The organism is Reinekea marinisedimentorum (assembly GCF_004341165.1).
GTDB lineage: Bacteria > Pseudomonadota > Gammaproteobacteria > Pseudomonadales > Natronospirillaceae > Reinekea > Reinekea marinisedimentorum.
Window position 1 is genome coordinate 70,073 of sequence record NZ_SLZR01000010.1, and the last position, 15,638, is coordinate 85,710.

Genomic DNA, 15,638 nt, shown 5'->3' on the forward strand with positions numbered 1-15,638 from the left:
GGTAAAGTTTACCAGCTGTTCTAGGTTAAATGATTGTACTACTGCTAATTAAGGAACCACTCTGAATAAAGCAATCCGAATTCTGTTGTATCTGGTAGTTTTTTGCTGTTTCAGTTCACCTGCTTATTGCGAACTCTCTTCAATACCGGGAGAGAGCGGCACAGTCGTGCCTGCCTGGAAGCAACTACAGGTGTATGAAGATAAAACGGCCGGGTTATCGGCAGCAGATATCGTTTCCAGGTTGGATGAGTTTGAGTTCCTCAAATCGGTTCCCAGTTTCGGCCGGACCGACAGCCATATATGGCTTTATCTTTCCGGAGATTCTCTGTCTGAAAGGCACCCACTCTGGCTGGAGTTTGATAACCCCTATGTCGACGTCGTTAACTATTATCACCTGCATGAGAAGGCTGGCCGATTAGAGCCGTTGCTGGTCACAGAAACCGGCGATACCCGGCCATTTTCCACCCGTCAGGCGGACTATCGCAGCTTCCTGTTTCTGGTACCAACCGACAAAGTAGAAGGCGTGCTGCTTGAGCTCAGCGGTGAGTCGCCATTATTGATTCCACTCAGTATTGGCCGGCCGATGGCGCTGTTTGAATCCCTGAGCCTGCAGGAAAACTTCATTCTGTTCATGTACGGCATCATCTTTGCCATGACGGTGTACAACCTGATGGTGTACATCGGCACCCGCTATGCGCAGTACGGCTGGTACGTTATTTACATGACCAGCATGGCCACTTCGCTGGTCTGGAACAGCGGCTATGGCTATGCCTATATTTGGCGGGATATGGTCTGGTTGCAGCAAAACCTCGGGTATCTGGCCTACATTGGCTTTATTTGGGGTGGCCTGAACTTCAGCCGGTCATTCCTGAATTTCAGTACACACTTCCCGCGGTTTGATCGCTATTACCGCTGGTTTGCGCAGCTGCCGTTGTTACTCTTTGCTCTGCCGTTTATCAATAAAGCCCTGACCATTACCTTTATCACCAGCGGTATGCTGACGCTGACGATCGTCGTTCTGGTGATGGGGATTCTCAGCTGGATTAAAAAGGCCGAGGCGGCCTGGCTGTTCGTCATCTGCTGGGTGCCGATGATGGTCAGTATGCTGTCTTACAACCTGACGGTTGTGGGTATTGTGCAGGCGAATTTCTTAACGGTGCACAGCGCGGAAATCGGCGTGGCACTGGAATCTATGATGCTGTCCTTTGCTCTGGTTTACCGCTTGCGACGCATTCAGGAAAGCGCCTCGCGGCGTATACACAATGCCTATAATCAGGTTTCAGAAGCGTTGGCCCTGGTCGAGAAAAGCGATTCAGCAAAAGAAGCCTTTTTGCATTCTGCCGGGCATCAGTTGAAAACACCGATCCATGTATTGATGGGTAACCTGCAGATACTGTCAGAGCATGTGCGTGAGCCGAACTATGAAAAGCTGGTTCAGCAATCGGATCGCTCAGCCAGTCAGCTGCTCTACAAGGTGGATAACCTGCTGACCTATTCATCGGTCATTTCCGATGACTGCCGGCGTTTTGTTCAGCGCTGCGATCTGCGGGCAGAGATGGATCGGGTTCGAGATCAGTGGAAGCACATCTATCAGGCACCGGATTTTAAAGTGGATGTCGAGTTTTTCAAAAATGTGCCCAAGACCATTGAAATTGACTGGATTCACGTCAGTAAAATTATTCGCATCGCTCTGGAAGGCCCGCTGGAATGCCCTGACTGCTCTAAGGTTACGCTTCGCTTCAGTCTGGAAACGAAAGACGACCATACCTGGCTGAATTGTGTCATCATTCGCGAAAGCATGTACCTGGATGAAGACTTGTGCGCCTGGTATAACGATCCGGACGAAAAAGCAGGCGGCGATCGCTCTACCGGCGCTCTGTTAAGCCGAAGCCTGGTCGAGCTGGTTGGCGGTATTGCAACGGTCTCTAACTACTCCGGTGGAAGCCGCTTCGATTTCAGTTGTCCGGTTATTGATATTCCTTTCCAGAAGCTGGATGAAATTATTTCCTGTAAGGGCGCCAGAATTCTGGCTGTCGATGATCTTGAAGTGAACCTGAAGATCATGTCTGCGTTTCTGAACAAGCTGGAAGCCATACCGGTAACCGCCCAGAGTGCAAAAGAGGCATTGGAAATTATCAAGAGCTCAGAGATTGATTTGGTCCTGCTGGATTGCCTGATGCCGGGGATGAGTGGGATAGACCTGGCTATTGCTATTCGTGAAGACAAGGAAATATCATCCACTTTGCCGATCATTGCTGTCAGTGCCAACGATACCGATATCGACCGGGTGAAGTGTCAGCAAGCCGGAATGAATGATTTTATTTCCAAGCCGGTTAGGATTGATGCACTTAAGAATGTTCTGGGCCGCTGGCTGTTAAAGTAGTTTCAATGCCGTAGCCTGAAAGTGTGTCGCGGTCGTCATTAATGCAGAATCTCTTTCAGGTGTCTGGTTGCTCTGCCCGCAATAACTTCCGATAATATTTGCAAATTAAATTTAGGAACACCGAATGGTCGATAAACCCTCACCTGATTCGATGCCGCTTATGGTTCCGGATCGAGATGATATCCGTAAACACACCCCGACGCCGAAAGAACGAAAACCGGTGCCGGAGCCCAAGCCTGTAAAACCTGCTCAGGCCAGCAAGTCGGGTTGGGGAACGGCATTGCTGCTGACTCTGTTGGGTGTTGCTGTCATCCTTCTGGCTTTACAGCAATACTCTCAATATCAGTTGCAGCAATCCTATGAAGAGCGCTTGGCGCTTGCCGATGAGCGCATTGTTAATCTGGAAAAGGCATTGACCCAAACCGACGAATCGGTGGTATTCAATGAAACCGCGATTAACGCCCAGTTCAAAGCGATCAAGGGCGATACCGACCTGCATATGTCTGAGATTCGTAAGTTGTGGGATGTTGCAAACAAGCGAAATAAAGAGTGGATCGAAGAGAACCAGACTGCCATCGCCGAGCAACTGAAGCTGATCAACGCGGCCAGCACCCGTCTTTCTGAACTGACCGCCAAGCAACAGGCCGATGCAAAAGCAATTGAGACCATCAATGGCGAGCTGGTGGGTTTTGCCAGCGCTGAAGAGCTGCAAAGCCTGCAGGCGTCACTTGAGCAAAGCCGTCAGGAGCTGGTTCTGCTGGGCACCCAAATGACCGAAGTGAATGATCAACTGGGTTCTTTGTCGCAGGCGAATTTTGAAGAACGGTTGTTGACATTAACGCTGACTCAGGAAAACTTGCTGGCGGAGCAATCTGCAAATACCGTCAGTCTTGCTGATATGTCTCAGCATATCAATGCCATCGATGCCGGGCGTCTGGAAACCAATAAGCGCTTAACGGCGCTGACCAATCAGCTGGATACCTTGAGTGCCAGGGTTTCTGCCCTGAGTGCTCAGTAACCCGATGATTGAATCTCTATGATTGAGCCCTCCGTCTCACTGAACAAGCGCCAGCAAAGCATTATCCGCTGGGTTGAGACGGACGGGCGAGTCACCGTTCAGGAGATGGTGCAGCGTTATCAGGTGACGGTGCAGACCATTCGCCGCGACCTGACATTATTAGCCTCTCAGCGCTTACTTAATCGCGTTCATGGCGCCGCTGAGCCGGTCAACTCCACCCGAAATATTGCCTATCAGGAACGACAGATTCTCAACCTTGGCGCCAAGCAAAGTATCGCCAGAGCCATTGCGGCTCACATTCCTGATAACGCCAGCCTGTTTATCAATATCGGCACCACCACCGAAACCATAGCCCATGCGCTGATGCAGCATAATGGTTTGCAGGTGATTACCAACAACCTTCATGTCGCCGCGCTGATGAGTCAGAAGCCTGATTTTAGGGTTGTTGTTACCAGCGGTGAGGTGCGTGCGACCGATGGCGGTATCGTCGGGGAGGCAACGCTCGACTTCATCCGTCAGTTTAAGCTCGATTACGGCATCATTGGCATCAGTGCGATCGATAACGAAGGTACGCTGCTCGATTTTGACTACCGAGAGGTGAAGGTGGCGCAATCGATTATCGGGCACAGCCGGCAGGTGTTTCTGGCTGCAGATCACAGCAAGTTTGGCCGCAAAGCCATGGTGCAGTTGGGTAACCTGTCGCAAGCCAACAGACTGTTTACCGACAAGCCGCCCTCTGCAGAAATCGTCAGGCTGATGAACGAAAGTGATGTCTCACTGGAGGTTTGCCGGTAATCGACTATTGTGCTTAAACGATGTCGTTTAATAACTGTTGAGCACAAATCTTTTCTTACAGTTGCTCTTTTTCACTGTGGTGTTAAAGGGCAGACTTCGGCGTCTTTATATTTGGTTAATTGAGTGAGGATCGCCGTGTATCTGGATGAGTTTTACACACAAAAGGGTAATCTGGTTTCTGTCAGCCCGGAGCAGGCCAGTCGCTTCGCTAAAGAAGTAGCCGGAGACTTTAACCCAATTCACAACCCTGATGCCAAGCGCTTCTGTGTACCCGGTGACCTGCTGTTTTCGTTGATTCTGGCTAAGGTCGGCCTCAGCCAGCAGATGTCGGTGACCTTCTCCGGCATGGTTGGGCGCGGTGTTGATCTTATCTTTCCGGAGAAAACAGACGGTAAAGTCGACCTGATCGATGAGAAGGGCAAGGTCTACACCCACGTAGAATCCGCTGGCGACTCGACCACAGATTCGACCGTGATTGAGAAACTGAGTAAAGAGTACGTTGCCTTTTCCGGGCAGAACTTCCCGTTTGTGATGGTGCCATTGATGCGCAAGCATCAGGTAATGTTCAACACTAAGCGTCCGCTGGTAATGTACGAGAGCATGTCATTCAAGCTGGATCGCGTTGATCTGGCAGCGCCAACCCTGACCTTAGTGGAGTCGAGCCTGGATATCGACGGCAAGCGCGGCGAAGTTCATTTCCTGTTTGATATTAAAGATGGCGATGAAGTTATTGGTCAGGGTGACAAGAAATTGCTTGTTGGCGGCCTGATGCCATTCGACGAAGAACAGATGAATGCCATGATCGAACAGTTCACCGAATTTAAGCAAGCCTACCTAAGTAATTTATAGTTTTGATGACCTAAAATGCCGTCGTTTTGACGGCTCTTTCCCTGTAACAAAAAATTACATCCGTAACTGTTTGATTTCACTAGATGTACATTTATTTCTGATCGAAAGGTAAATTTTCGGGGTGCATTTTTACCCTGTTTGCTTATAATCCGCCGCCCTTCGATTACTGGTTCCTTGAGGTTGATATAGAAATATGATGAATGCAGCTTGTGCCACTTCTACTTCGGGTCATCTTTGCCTGGCGTCAAGTTTGATACTGAACGAACGACCGTTACCCATTCGTTTCTTCTATAAGGAAATGCCTCAGCATGCCAATGACACTGGCTTCCGTTTTTACAGCGGCCAGGAAACTGACGAGTTTTTGATGGAAGACAACGCTGCCTGCGTTGCGCCTTTGGACTGCATGGAACGGTTAGACCCGAGTATTTCTGAATTGGTTAAAGCATCTGAAGTGGGCAGTGTCTGGGAGCGATTGCCAGACAGCAACAGCTGGGTGCCGGTGCACGATTACGTTATCCCTGATTGATAGTTTATCCCCGCAGCTGCCTGCCCAGTTCAGGCAGCTGCTTCTTTTTTAAATTCTGTTTACTTGTCTAAAACCAGCCACGGTTTTGAAAGCCAATAATAAAAGTTACCGCTCAGGCTTCTGCTGGTGCAGTTGTAGCGGTGACGGCCAGTAGACAATTCGCTGCCGGACTGTACCTGAAACTCCGTATCTGAGATCCACGTTACCTGCTCTTGAGTTCCATCGACAAAACAATTCAGAACCTGGCTCATATCGCTGCGATCGCTGATGGTTGCAGTCAGTACCGGCTGACGCTGATGAGTCACCATACCCTGAACGGATTCGGTCGTAACCGGCATTGGCCTGGACATCAGTTTTACCTTCAGTGTTTCCGGATTGGAGTAGATTCCTGCTGCGGCAAAACGGGGAACTGCGAGAAAATCACTGCCTTGCCATACGCCGCCGGAATGCTGGGCAAACCCGATGTAACCCATTTTCTCAACCAGCTGTTGCAGTTGCAGGTTGTACTCACCATAGGGGTAGGCCAACCACTTGGGCGGCTCGCTGCCTAACTCCTGCTGCAGTCGCGCCTGGGCGTTGTTAATATTGCGTTCAACGGAATTCAGCCAGTATTGGTCGTAGTGACGCTTTCGCACCAGGTAGTCATGGTCGCTGGTGTGGTTCGCGATGGTGACGCCATTGCTGTGCATCTCGCGAATCTGATCCCAGCTCAGCATCCCTCCAAGCCCGTCATCTATTGCATCGGTAGAGATAAAGACGGTAAAGGGGTAATTGAACTCCTGCAGCAGCGGCCAGCCTTCTGTATAGATATCGTTAAAGCCATCGTCAAAGGTGATGACTACGGCTCCTTCCGCAAGCGCCGTGCCATTGCGCACAGCGCTGATGGCTTCGTTTAGATCGACTACCTGAAAGCCATTGTCCTTAATAAGCTGCAAATGCTCACGAAAGAGAGTAGGGCTGATCGAGGTGCTGGCTGGCGTTTCTTCGGAAACATGGTGATAGACCAGAATGTTGAAGCTATTGGCCGCAAAGGCTGGCGGCAATATAGCAGCCAGCAACAGTAGAAAACCGGATCGCAGCAGCCTGCTCATAGTGGCTCTCCTTCAATGCCGGTGGCAATAGGGCGGCTGTCGTCAACGATCCATTCACTCCAGCTGCCAGCATAGAGCTTGGGCATAGGTAAGCCGGATTCGGCAATCGCCAGAATATTGTGGCAAGCCGTGATTCCTGAACCGCAATAACAGACAGCATCCTGATTCTGCAGCGACTTAAAGCGCTGCTTGAGTTGTGTCCTGGATAAAAACCGATGGTCGACATCAAGGTTTCTGGTGAAGTCTGCATTGATTGCGCCGGGTATGTGACCGGCTTTGGTATCCAGTGGCTCTTCGGCACCTTTGTAACGCGGCAGGGCGCGGGCGTCGAGTAACAGGCTGTTCTCTGCCAGCGGCAGCAGCTCGTCGGCACTGATCAGCCAATCTTGTTGTACCCTTATGGTCAGTGTTGACGGTGCGGGTAATTCCGGAATTTTACTGGTGGTTTCGCCACCGTAGGATTTCCACGCCGCCAGTCCGCCATCCAGAACTCTCACATGGGTTATTCCTGCCCACTGCAGCAGCCACCAGGCACGGGAGGCAAACATGCTGTTGCTTTGATCGTAGAGGATAATCTCGCTTTGCTGAGTAATGCCCCACTTCTGCAGGCGCTGTTGCCATTGTTCGATGGAGGGCATGGGGTGCCGGCCGGTTTTACCTGGGATGATTTCGCTGGAAAGGTCGGTTTCTGTATCCGCATGGTAAGCGCCCGGAATGTGTTCGCTCTGATACATTTGTTGAGACTTGGTCCGGTCTGTCAGGTTGGCCTGGCAATCCAGAATAATGGGTTCAGCGGTTTTGATTAGATTATGCAGCTCGTTAGGGCGAATAAGGTGCGACATAGGTGATACCCCGGCAATTAGTTATAGCAGGTATCTTACAGCAACAATTGTAGAGTTGCTGAATGCAGTTCAAGTTCTAACTGGGCATAAGGCGAAAGAGGGAGGCATTAACAGGGTGGCTGGTCCGGCAGGATTCGAACCTGCGCATGACGGGATCAAAACCCGTTGCCTTACCGCTTGGCGACGGACCAATAATCAATGCAAGCATAGTGAACTATAGCAGACGTTATCGGAGAAGTGGCTGGTCCGGCAGGATTCGAACCTGCGCATGACGGGATCAAAACCCGTTGCCTTACCGCTTGGCGACGGACCAGTAAATGGTGGCTATAGCTGGACTTGAACCAGCGACCCCAGCATTATGAATGCTGTGCTCTAACCAACTGAGCTATATAGCCCCGATAACGAGCGCGTATTATCCGTAAAAAATGTGACCTGTCAACATCAAAAAATTATTTTTTTTAAATAATTTCAACAAGTTAGAGCGCATAGCGCATCTGGTTAAATAAACGTCAGTATTTGCCTGCGGCATCATTGCCGGGTTGTTCTGAGCAGCTGTCAGTCCGTTGTGCCCGCCTTCACCCCGGGCCGAACTCTTTTACAGGGCGTACCGGCCTTTGTCATGAGTCTGTCATGCCACCTTTTTACCCTGAGCCCAAGTTTAATTTCAGGCAATAGGGTAAGCGCATGGGTAACGGTTTTTGGCTCGCAGTCGGGCAAATGTGTCAGCTGTGTTTCTGGACAGTGAGATACCTGCCGGCCGGTCACTGGAAGCACTTGCCCAGAAGGGCGCTGGCGTTTGGTCTGGCCATTCCTGTTTATCTTTTCTTTCAATGCCTGCACTGGCTTGGTTTTGCTTTGGACGAGATTCTGTTCCGCAACTACCGCAAGGTTGATATTCAGCAACCGGTTTTTGTCACCGGAATTCCAAGGAGCGGCACCACTCATCTGCAGCGTGTTCTGGCCAGGCACGAGCAACTGACCTCGATGCAAACCTGGGAGTGCTTCTTTGCGCCCAGTATCAGTGAGCGTTACTTCTATTCTGCCATTGGCGCCATCTTCAAACCCGCTGGCCGGCTGTTCAGTCACGTGAATATCCCGTTTCTGGAGAAGATGCGATCGGTTCACAAGCTAGGCCTGAATGAAGCGGAAGAAGATTTTATTGCACTGATGCCGGTCAACGCCTGCTTTCTGTTGGTGGTGCTCTTTCCTGAGGTAAAGCACTACTGGGCGCTCACCGGTTTCGATCAGCAGGTATCAGAGTCGCGTAAGGCCACAATCCTGAGGTTCTATCGCCGAATCATTCAGAAGCATCTGTATTTTCACGGTACAGACCGGCGTTATCTGTGTAAAAACCCGTCTTTTTTGTCCTGGGTAGGTTCGCTCAGTGCCGAGTTTGAGGATGCCCGTTTTGTTGTGTGTGAGCGCGAGGTGGATGCCACCCTGCCTTCACAGATCAGTTCTCTGCGGCCTGCGTGGCAGTTGGTCTATGGCGAAGATCTGTCGGCAGCGTTTTCTGAACGCATCATTCAGATGATGGCCGGTTACTACCATTACCTGGATTCGCATCTGGTTAACCACCCCAGCGTCATGCTGATGCCTATGCATTCTCTGGTTCAGGATCTGCAAGGTTCAGTTGCGGTTGTTCTGAGTCACTGCAAGGTAGCGCTCAGTGATCAGTTTGCCGGCTGTCTGGAAGAAGAGGCCGCCAGGGCCAAATCCTATAGAAGTTCCCATAAATATAATCGCAGTGGTGTAAATACAATGGCGCATGCATTCGCCATGTTCCCAAAACACTACGTCGGCCGTTTTTATAAGCGCGAGGTAGCAAAGTGACCGAAAAACTCCGTGTGCAGAACAATGCGCATCCCGTGACCCGGATTCTGGTGATTTCAGATGCTGCGCCCCACCGCAATGGTGTTGGTGCCTACTATGCCGATTTGATTGACGAGTTGTCGCCCTACGTAGAAAGGGCGGAGCTGGTTTCGCCCGAAGTGATCGGTGACAAATGGCAGGGGGGCTGGATGCTGCCGCTGCCGGGCGACGCAACCCAAAAATTCTGTTTGCCGAATGGTTTTGAACTGTCCCGTAAGATTCGCTCGTTCAAGCCGACCGTTGTGGTGATTCCAACGCCAGGCCTATACGGGCTCATGGGTGCGATGGTGGCACGGCGCTATGGCATTAAGGTGATTGTGGGTTTTCATACCTGGTTTGAAAAGCTGGCAAGCCTTTATTGGAGCCGGGTTCAGGGCGGTATTACCCGCACCTATCTGGATGTAGTAAATAAATCGCTGTTTCGTCTGGCGGATCAGGTGCTGGCCAACTCTGACGAAATGGTCGGTATTGCACGCAGGATGGGCGCTGAAAAGGTCGATTTAATGGGAACGCCGCTCGGTCAAAGCCTGATCAACACGCCGGTGCGTAAGGTGCCGAAAAAGATACAGAGCGTGCTGTTTGTTGGCCGCCTGGCTGCGGAAAAGAATCTGGAAGCGGTTATCGAGGCCGCCAGAGCCTGCCCGGATATGACCTTTAACATTGCCGGTGACGGCCCGGAGCGAAAAGCCATCGAACAGCTCGCCAGAGGCGTTGCTAATGTGAATCTGCTCGGCTGGGTGGGTCGTGAGCAGATTGTTGGACTGATTGATCAACACGATGCACTGGTGCTGCCCAGTAAAGTAGAGAGTTTTGGCACGGTGGCCATGGAAGCCATGGTGCGTGAGCGGCTGGTTTTTGTTTCCGCAGCCTGTGGTATTTGCGCCTGGCCGGAGCTGCGCAAAGGCCTGGTCGTGGTTGAAGAGCACTCGAGCCTGGGTGCCGAGTTGGCCCGGTATAAGGCCTTGAGTGAGTTTGAGATCCACAGCAGCTGCTTTACAGCCCGCAAGGTTGCTTTGCAGCATATTCGCTGGAATCGCGAGTTGTGGCTGAGCTGTACTCAGCGGGAAGGCAGCGATAATCAGCGCTCCCCGGTGTACCGCTCGCTGATTCATAAGACCATTCGGGGTTGAGCCATTGATGACTGTTAAGCCTGCCGTGATCAGTATTCACGATGTTATGCCGGAAACGCTGTCGCGGGTTGAACATATTCTGCAGAATCATCTGGCCTCGTTTCCGGCGCAGCGCATTCTGCTGCTGGTTGTTCCGGGGCTGAACTGGAGTGAAGCGCAGTTGGCCCGTCTGCACCGCCTGCAACGGCAGGGCTATGAGTTTGCCGGTCATGGCTGGAAACATGAAATCAGCGGTATCAGGGGGCTTTCTCATTGGCTGCACAGCCGCTTGATATCACGAAATGCTGCAGAGCACTTGTCCTACAATCAGCAGGAGCTGATCTCGCTGCTCACCGATAACTACCGATGGTTCCGCCGGCATGGCTTCAATGCACCGGAACTCTACGTGCCGCCGGCCTGGGCGTTGGGCGCGCTGAGTAAGGCAGATTTAGCTTCGCTGCCATTTGCCGCCTACGAGACAACCCGTGGCTTTTTCCGGGCCGAAGAGGCGTGCGTCAGCTGGCTGCCCTTGCTTGGCTTTGAAGCGGATACCCGGCTTCGGGCAGGCTTCTTGAAATTGTGGAACGCAATGAACCTGCGCTTGGCCACCGAAAGTCGACCGGTGCGACTGTCGATTCACCCTTATGATTTCGAGTATCTGATCAGCGGCCAGTTGCAGGCAATACTCAACGGTGTTGAGGCGGTGCACTGGCGTACTGCTTTTGAGTCCGATTGCGGAAATGTGCAGTCGTAGCAGACGAAATAGAAAGTCGCTGATACACTCATTCTTCGAACATTACTAAAAGAGATCGGCTATGGATTTTCCAATCGGAACAATAATTACTTGGGGTGTTCCACTTTTAATTATCATTTTCGCGGTTGTTATTTATAACAAGCTGGTTGCCTACCGTAACCGCTTTAAGAATGCTTTTGCTCAGATTGATGTACAGTTGCAGCGTCGTCACGACCTCATCCCGAATCTGGTCGAAACGGCTAAAGCCTATTTGAAGCATGAAAAAGAAACTCTTGAAAACGTGATTGCAGCGCGTAATCAGGCTGTTTCCGCACAAAAAGCAGCGGCCGCTGACCCAACAGACGGTGGTCTGATCGGTAAGCTATCGCAGGCAGAAGGCTTGCTGACCGGCGCATTGGGGCGTCTGTTTGCGGTTTCTGAGGCGTATCCGGATTTAAAAGGTGACGCAACCATGCGTGACCTGATGGAAAGCCTGGAAAGTACCGAAAACAAGGTGGCGTTTGCCCGTCAGGCTTACAATGATTCCGTGATGAGCTATCAGACTTTCAAAGAGTCGTTCCCGAACAATATCATCGCAAACTTCGGCAGCTTTAAAGATGCCGCTATGTTTGAAATTGAAAACCCTGAAGCCAAGGTTGCACCCAAAGTCAGCTTCTGATCGTTTGTAAATCATCGGCCTTTCAGGCCGGTGGCTGCTTTCTGTTGATATCAGCAAGGGTGTCTAATGGATTTCTTTGAAAATCAGGATCGTGCTCGCAAGAAAACGGTCCAGCTTGTTTTTCTGTTTATGCTTGGCTTGGTTGCAACGCTGGTAGCCGTCAATCTGGTGTGTTTTGTTGCCTACTGGGCCGTCACCAGCTCTGACGGTTATGGCTCAAGCCCGATGTTTGGCGATTTCAGCACGGCTTGGCAATCCTGGTGGGGTTCTAATCTGAACTGGCAGGTGAGCTGGGGTATTCTAGCTGCGGTGGTGATTGGTACTGCCTTCCGGTTTCTGGAACTGGCCGGAGGCGGCAAGAAGGTTGCTGAGTGGGCCGGGGCAACACCGGTTGATATGTCTAGCCAGCGTTCTGAATACCGGCAATTGATTAATGTCTGTGAAGAAATGGCGATTGCCGCCGGCATGCCGGTTCCTGAGCTTTATGTGATGGAGCGCGAGCAGGGCATCAACGCTTTTGTTGCCGGTTATAAAATCAACCAGGCGGTTCTGGTGGTGACTAAAGGTGCCCTGGAGCATCTAACCCGGGATCAGCTGCAGGGCGTCATTGGTCACGAATACTCTCATATTCTTAATGGCGATATGCGCCTGAATGTGCGGCTGATGGCTTTCCTCGCCGGGCTGGTGATGATTGGCCAGATTGGCCGCTTTCTGTTCCATTCCGGGTTCAGCACCGGGCACCGGCGTTCGTATCGCTCCCGCGATAATGACGGTCGCCTGGCCATTGTGTTGGTTGCGGCAGGTGTGTTGTTTGTCGCCGTTGGCTACATCGGTGTGCTGGTGGGCCGAATGATTAAGGCGGCTGTGTCCCGTCAGCGTGAGTTTCTGGCCGATGCCAGTTCGGTGCAGTTTACCCGCAACCCTGATGGCATTGCTGGTGCTCTCTATGAAATTAAATCCAGAGCCGAGGGGTCACAGCTGGCTCACCGCCATGCCGAAGATATGTCGCATTTCTGCTTCGGCGAGACGGTCGCGTTGTCAGACCGTTTGGCGACTCACCCGCCTATTCTGGAGCGGATTAAGCGCGTTAACCCTAACTTTATTGCTAAAGAGCGCACCCGGCGCCGGCAGACCGAGTCGGCTGAAGACAGTGTCGCGCGATCAGCACCGGATGCCTTTAATAATGTACTCATGGCCGCGGGTGTCGCTGCGCTGGCCGGGCAGGTATCTCCGGATCAGGTTAAGTACGCGCAAAAGCTCTATAAGCATATACCGGAGCAGGTGAAGATATGGGTGCATCAGTCAGAAGGGGCCAAGGCATTCATTTATGGTCAGGTCATGTTGGGCAACGATGAACTGAAGCAATCGGTGCTGGATGAGATCAGTCAGCGTGACCCCAAGGTGATGTCGAGCCTGAAGAACATCTGGCCATACTGTAAAAAAATGGACGAACAGCTGCGCCAGCCAATCCTCGAGATCGCCTTGGCCACACTGAAGCGTCTGCCGGAATCGGAGCGGGTGATATTTTTAGACCGGCTCGAGTTTCTGGTGCAGCTTGACGGTCGGGTTGATTTTATCGAGTGGGTCACTCTGACGCTCACCAGGATGCGCCTGCAACAGGCAGACGACCGGGGTTTTGAAAGCCTGGGTTCAAATCTGACTCCGCACCTGGCTGCGCTTTCAGATCTGTTCCGTATTCTTGTCGAACAGAGCAGGGATGTGGTGGAAGCCGAGCAGATGTATAAGTCTGTATGTGAGCGCTTTGGTATTGTTTATCAACCCAATAAAACGCTGCAGGAAGTCGGTTTTGATAAGCTCTCGTCAGCGTTGCTTGCGCTGCAAACCGTGAGTTTTAGCCACCGCAAGGCGGTGCTGCAGGCCTGTGCCGACATTATTCAGTCTGATGGTGAGATAGATTTCCGGGAGTATGAGGTTGTGCGGATTATTGCCGAATGCCTTGAGTGCCCGATGCCCGTACTGGTACTGAGCGGTGCCGAAGCGATTGATGAACGTGATATACCGATACCGTTTAGTTAACCCCCGTCTTCGTTCAGTAATTAGAAGCTGAAACCGAAAAAGAGGCCGAAGCCTCTTTTTTTATTGCCCTGAGTATGACCTTATACCGTGAAGCCCTGAGTCGATTCGGCCATTTCGGTTGCCTGATCAGCAACGCTCTGGGCAATTTCACTGATCTGGTTCGCCTGCTCGCGCGTGGAGATGGCCGAGTTGTTCACTTCGTTGATGTTGCGGTTGATCTCTTCGGCTACCGAGCTCTGCTCTGTGGCGGCGGTGGCAATCTGGGCGATCATGCCGCTGAGTTCGTTCATATTGCTGACAATGCCATCGAACGCATTGTTGACCTCCTGCATTTGCGACTCGCTGCTGCGGGCTTGTTCCTGGCCGCGCTGCATGCGGTTAAAGGCTGTTTCCGTGCCGGATTGCAGGCTCTCAATCTTGGTTCGTATCTCCTCGGTTGATTCCTGAGTTTTGCTGGCCAAACTGCGAACTTCATCGGCGACCACAGCAAAGCCGCGGCCCTGCTCACCGGCGCGCGCGGCTTCGATGGCCGCATTTAATGCCAGCAGGTTGGTTTGGTCGGCAATGCTGGTAATGACGCCGACGATGTCACCAATACCCTGAGCTTCTTCCTGCAGGTTGTTGATGGCCGCTGAGATGTTTTCAACTTCGTTGGCCAGCGCAGAAACCTGTTCGGCGGTGTTGGTGACAATGACTTTGCCTTGCTGCGCATGGCTGTTAACGGTTTGGGTCTTCTGGTTGGCGTGTTCAGAGTTTTGAGCAACCTCTTCAACCGTGGCCGACATTTCATTCATGGCGGTGGCAAGCAGCTCTATCTGTGTCGACTGGTCTGCAACAGCCTGATTGGTATCGTCGGCATTGCGCGACAGGTTTTCGCTCTCGCGCGATAAATTGCTGCTGGCTTCAATAATATTCTTGATGATCGTCTGGAAATGGCTCAGCAGTGAGTTTGCGGAAGCGGCAATCTTGCCTGTTTCGCTGTGGTTGCTGATATCGCTGCGCAGGGTCAGATTGTTGTTGCTGCCGACTTCATCCATTAGGGCACTCAACGCCTGCAGTGGCTTGCTGACATCTCTGGCGATATACCAGGTAAAGAGTGTCAGCAGAATTATTACGATCAGGTATTCGATGATTGTTTTAACAACCACGGCGTTAAAGGCTGCATCGATATCATCAATCCAGACGCCGGTGCCGATAGTCCAACCCCAGGGTTTGAACTCCAGCACATAGCTGAGCTTGGGCTTGCTGGTGTTGGTTGCCGGGTCGTTCCAATGGTAGGTCAGGGTGCCCTGGCCGGCACTGTTCACCAACGACTGCATCTCCTTAAAGAGTGCGGTGCCGTCAACATCTTTGATTGTCGCAAGTGAGGTGCCTACCAGGTGCGGGGAGGTGGCGTGCTGAACAGCAATCAGGCTTTTTTGCTCAAACATGAAGATATATTCATCACCCAGATAGCGCACGTCATCAATGATATTGATCGCTGCGGCTTTGGCTTCCTGTTCAGACATGCTTCCGGAGTTGGCAGCGTCTGAAAAGTGCTTGAGTATGGAACTGACGGTCTCTGTCTGTGAAAGCAGCATTGCTACGCGGTCTGAAATCATGGTTTGTTTTTCAGCTGCAAGTGAAATGGCCGTTATGACAATGATGGATAGCGTTGTTGCCACTATCAGAATGATCAGTTTGGTCAGTGTTTTCAGGTTGCTA

At 51.7% G+C, this 15,638-nt stretch carries 12 protein-coding genes, 3 tRNA genes and 1 pseudogene; 10 read left to right on the top strand and 6 right to left on the bottom strand.

Annotation, left to right across the window (positions count from 1 at the left end):
• Positions 1 to 166: 166 nt before the first annotated feature.
• From BCF53_RS12320 to BCF53_RS12340, 5 genes are all read left to right on the top strand, one after another.
• Positions 167 to 2,383: a 7TM diverse intracellular signaling domain-containing protein gene (locus BCF53_RS12320; RefSeq protein ID WP_132702043.1), complete on the top strand. Its 2,217-nt coding sequence runs from the start codon at positions 167 to 169 to the stop codon at positions 2,381 to 2,383.
• A 124-nt stretch (positions 2,384 to 2,507) separates the two neighbouring features.
• Positions 2,508 to 3,401, top strand: a complete 894-nt coding sequence (locus BCF53_RS12325; protein WP_132702044.1) for a hypothetical protein — start codon at positions 2,508 to 2,510, stop codon at positions 3,399 to 3,401.
• An 18-nt stretch (positions 3,402 to 3,419) separates the two neighbouring features.
• Positions 3,420 to 4,196 (top strand): DeoR family transcriptional regulator, encoded by a 777-nt coding sequence (locus tag BCF53_RS12330; protein ID WP_132702045.1) that lies wholly within the window; start codon positions 3,420 to 3,422, stop codon positions 4,194 to 4,196.
• A gap of 123 nt (positions 4,197 to 4,319) precedes the next feature.
• Positions 4,320 to 5,045 carry a DUF3581 family protein gene (locus tag BCF53_RS12335; protein ID WP_341539413.1) on the top strand — a complete coding sequence of 242 codons (726 nt, stop codon included), beginning with the start codon at positions 4,320 to 4,322 and terminating at the stop codon, positions 5,043 to 5,045.
• Between the two features lie 196 nt (positions 5,046 to 5,241).
• Positions 5,242 to 5,571, top strand: coding sequence for a DUF2185 domain-containing protein (locus BCF53_RS12340; RefSeq protein WP_279389138.1), 330 nt, complete (start codon positions 5,242 to 5,244; stop codon positions 5,569 to 5,571).
• 59 nt (positions 5,572 to 5,630) lie between these two features.
• Here the strand turns inward: BCF53_RS12340 and BCF53_RS12345 are convergent, their stop codons facing one another.
• The 5 genes from BCF53_RS12345 to BCF53_RS12365 form a co-directional block, all read right to left on the bottom strand.
• The gene (locus BCF53_RS12345; protein ID WP_132702047.1) at positions 5,631 to 6,662 is read right to left on the bottom strand and encodes a polysaccharide deacetylase family protein; all 1,032 of its coding nucleotides are present in this window, start codon (positions 6,660 to 6,662) and stop codon (positions 5,631 to 5,633) included.
• On the bottom strand, positions 6,659 to 7,504 hold the full coding sequence (locus BCF53_RS12350; protein WP_132702048.1) for a sulfurtransferase: 846 nt from the start codon (positions 7,502 to 7,504) through the stop codon (positions 6,659 to 6,661). The genes BCF53_RS12345 and BCF53_RS12350 overlap by 4 nt, the downstream gene beginning before the upstream one ends.
• 116 nt (positions 7,505 to 7,620) lie before the next feature.
• A tRNA-Gln gene (locus tag BCF53_RS12355) sits at positions 7,621 to 7,695 on the bottom strand.
• A gap of 47 nt (positions 7,696 to 7,742) precedes the next feature.
• Positions 7,743 to 7,817: transfer RNA gene (locus BCF53_RS12360), tRNA-Gln, on the bottom strand.
• 5 nt (positions 7,818 to 7,822) lie between these two features.
• Positions 7,823 to 7,899, bottom strand: a tRNA-Met gene (locus BCF53_RS12365).
• Between the two features lie 289 nt (positions 7,900 to 8,188).
• Between BCF53_RS12365 and BCF53_RS12370 the strand changes: the two genes are divergently transcribed.
• The 5 genes from BCF53_RS12370 to BCF53_RS12390 all read left to right on the top strand — a co-directional run bounded on the left by BCF53_RS12370 (position 8,189) and on the right by BCF53_RS12390 (position 13,934).
• Positions 8,189 to 9,337 carry a sulfotransferase gene (locus tag BCF53_RS12370; RefSeq protein WP_132702049.1) on the top strand — a complete coding sequence of 383 codons (1,149 nt, stop codon included), beginning with the start codon at positions 8,189 to 8,191 and terminating at the stop codon, positions 9,335 to 9,337.
• Positions 9,334 to 10,506, top strand: coding sequence for a glycosyltransferase (locus tag BCF53_RS12375; RefSeq protein ID WP_132702050.1), 1,173 nt, complete (start codon positions 9,334 to 9,336; stop codon positions 10,504 to 10,506). Before BCF53_RS12370 ends, BCF53_RS12375 begins: the two co-directional genes overlap by 4 nt.
• Positions 10,507 to 10,513: 7 nt before the next feature.
• On the top strand, positions 10,514 to 11,239 hold the full coding sequence (locus tag BCF53_RS12380) for a polysaccharide deacetylase family protein (RefSeq protein WP_132702051.1): 726 nt from the start codon (positions 10,514 to 10,516) through the stop codon (positions 11,237 to 11,239).
• Positions 11,240 to 11,300: 61 nt separating this feature from the next.
• Positions 11,301 to 11,897: a LemA family protein gene (locus tag BCF53_RS12385; RefSeq protein WP_207902727.1), complete on the top strand. Its 597-nt coding sequence runs from the start codon at positions 11,301 to 11,303 to the stop codon at positions 11,895 to 11,897.
• A 66-nt stretch (positions 11,898 to 11,963) separates the two neighbouring features.
• Positions 11,964 to 13,934, top strand: coding sequence for a M48 family metallopeptidase (locus tag BCF53_RS12390; RefSeq protein WP_132702052.1), 1,971 nt, complete (start codon positions 11,964 to 11,966; stop codon positions 13,932 to 13,934).
• An 80-nt stretch (positions 13,935 to 14,014) separates the two neighbouring features.
• Here BCF53_RS12390 and BCF53_RS12395 read toward each other — a convergent pair.
• Positions 14,015 to 15,538 (bottom strand): annotated as a pseudogene (locus BCF53_RS12395) (methyl-accepting chemotaxis protein); the annotation flags it as partial.
• Between the last annotated feature and the right edge of the window lie 100 nt (positions 15,539 to 15,638).

Coding starts and splice junctions, on each gene's coding strand:
- BCF53_RS12325 (WP_132702044.1), top strand. CDS start 2,508: ATGGTCGATAAACCCTCACCTGATTCGATGCCGCTTATGGTTCCGGAT.
- BCF53_RS12330 (WP_132702045.1), top strand. CDS start 3,420: ATGATTGAGCCCTCCGTCTCACTGAACAAGCGCCAGCAAAGCATTATC.
- BCF53_RS12340 (WP_279389138.1), top strand. CDS start 5,242: ATGAATGCAGCTTGTGCCACTTCTACTTCGGGTCATCTTTGCCTGGCG.
- BCF53_RS12345 (WP_132702047.1), bottom strand. CDS start 6,662: ATGAGCAGGCTGCTGCGATCCGGTTTTCTACTGTTGCTGGCTGCTATA.
- BCF53_RS12350 (WP_132702048.1), bottom strand. CDS start 7,504: ATGTCGCACCTTATTCGCCCTAACGAGCTGCATAATCTAATCAAAACC.
- BCF53_RS12370 (WP_132702049.1), top strand. CDS start 8,189: ATGGGTAACGGTTTTTGGCTCGCAGTCGGGCAAATGTGTCAGCTGTGT.
- BCF53_RS12380 (WP_132702051.1), top strand. CDS start 10,514: ATGACTGTTAAGCCTGCCGTGATCAGTATTCACGATGTTATGCCGGAA.
- BCF53_RS12385 (WP_207902727.1), top strand. CDS start 11,301: ATGGATTTTCCAATCGGAACAATAATTACTTGGGGTGTTCCACTTTTA.
- BCF53_RS12390 (WP_132702052.1), top strand. CDS start 11,964: ATGGATTTCTTTGAAAATCAGGATCGTGCTCGCAAGAAAACGGTCCAG.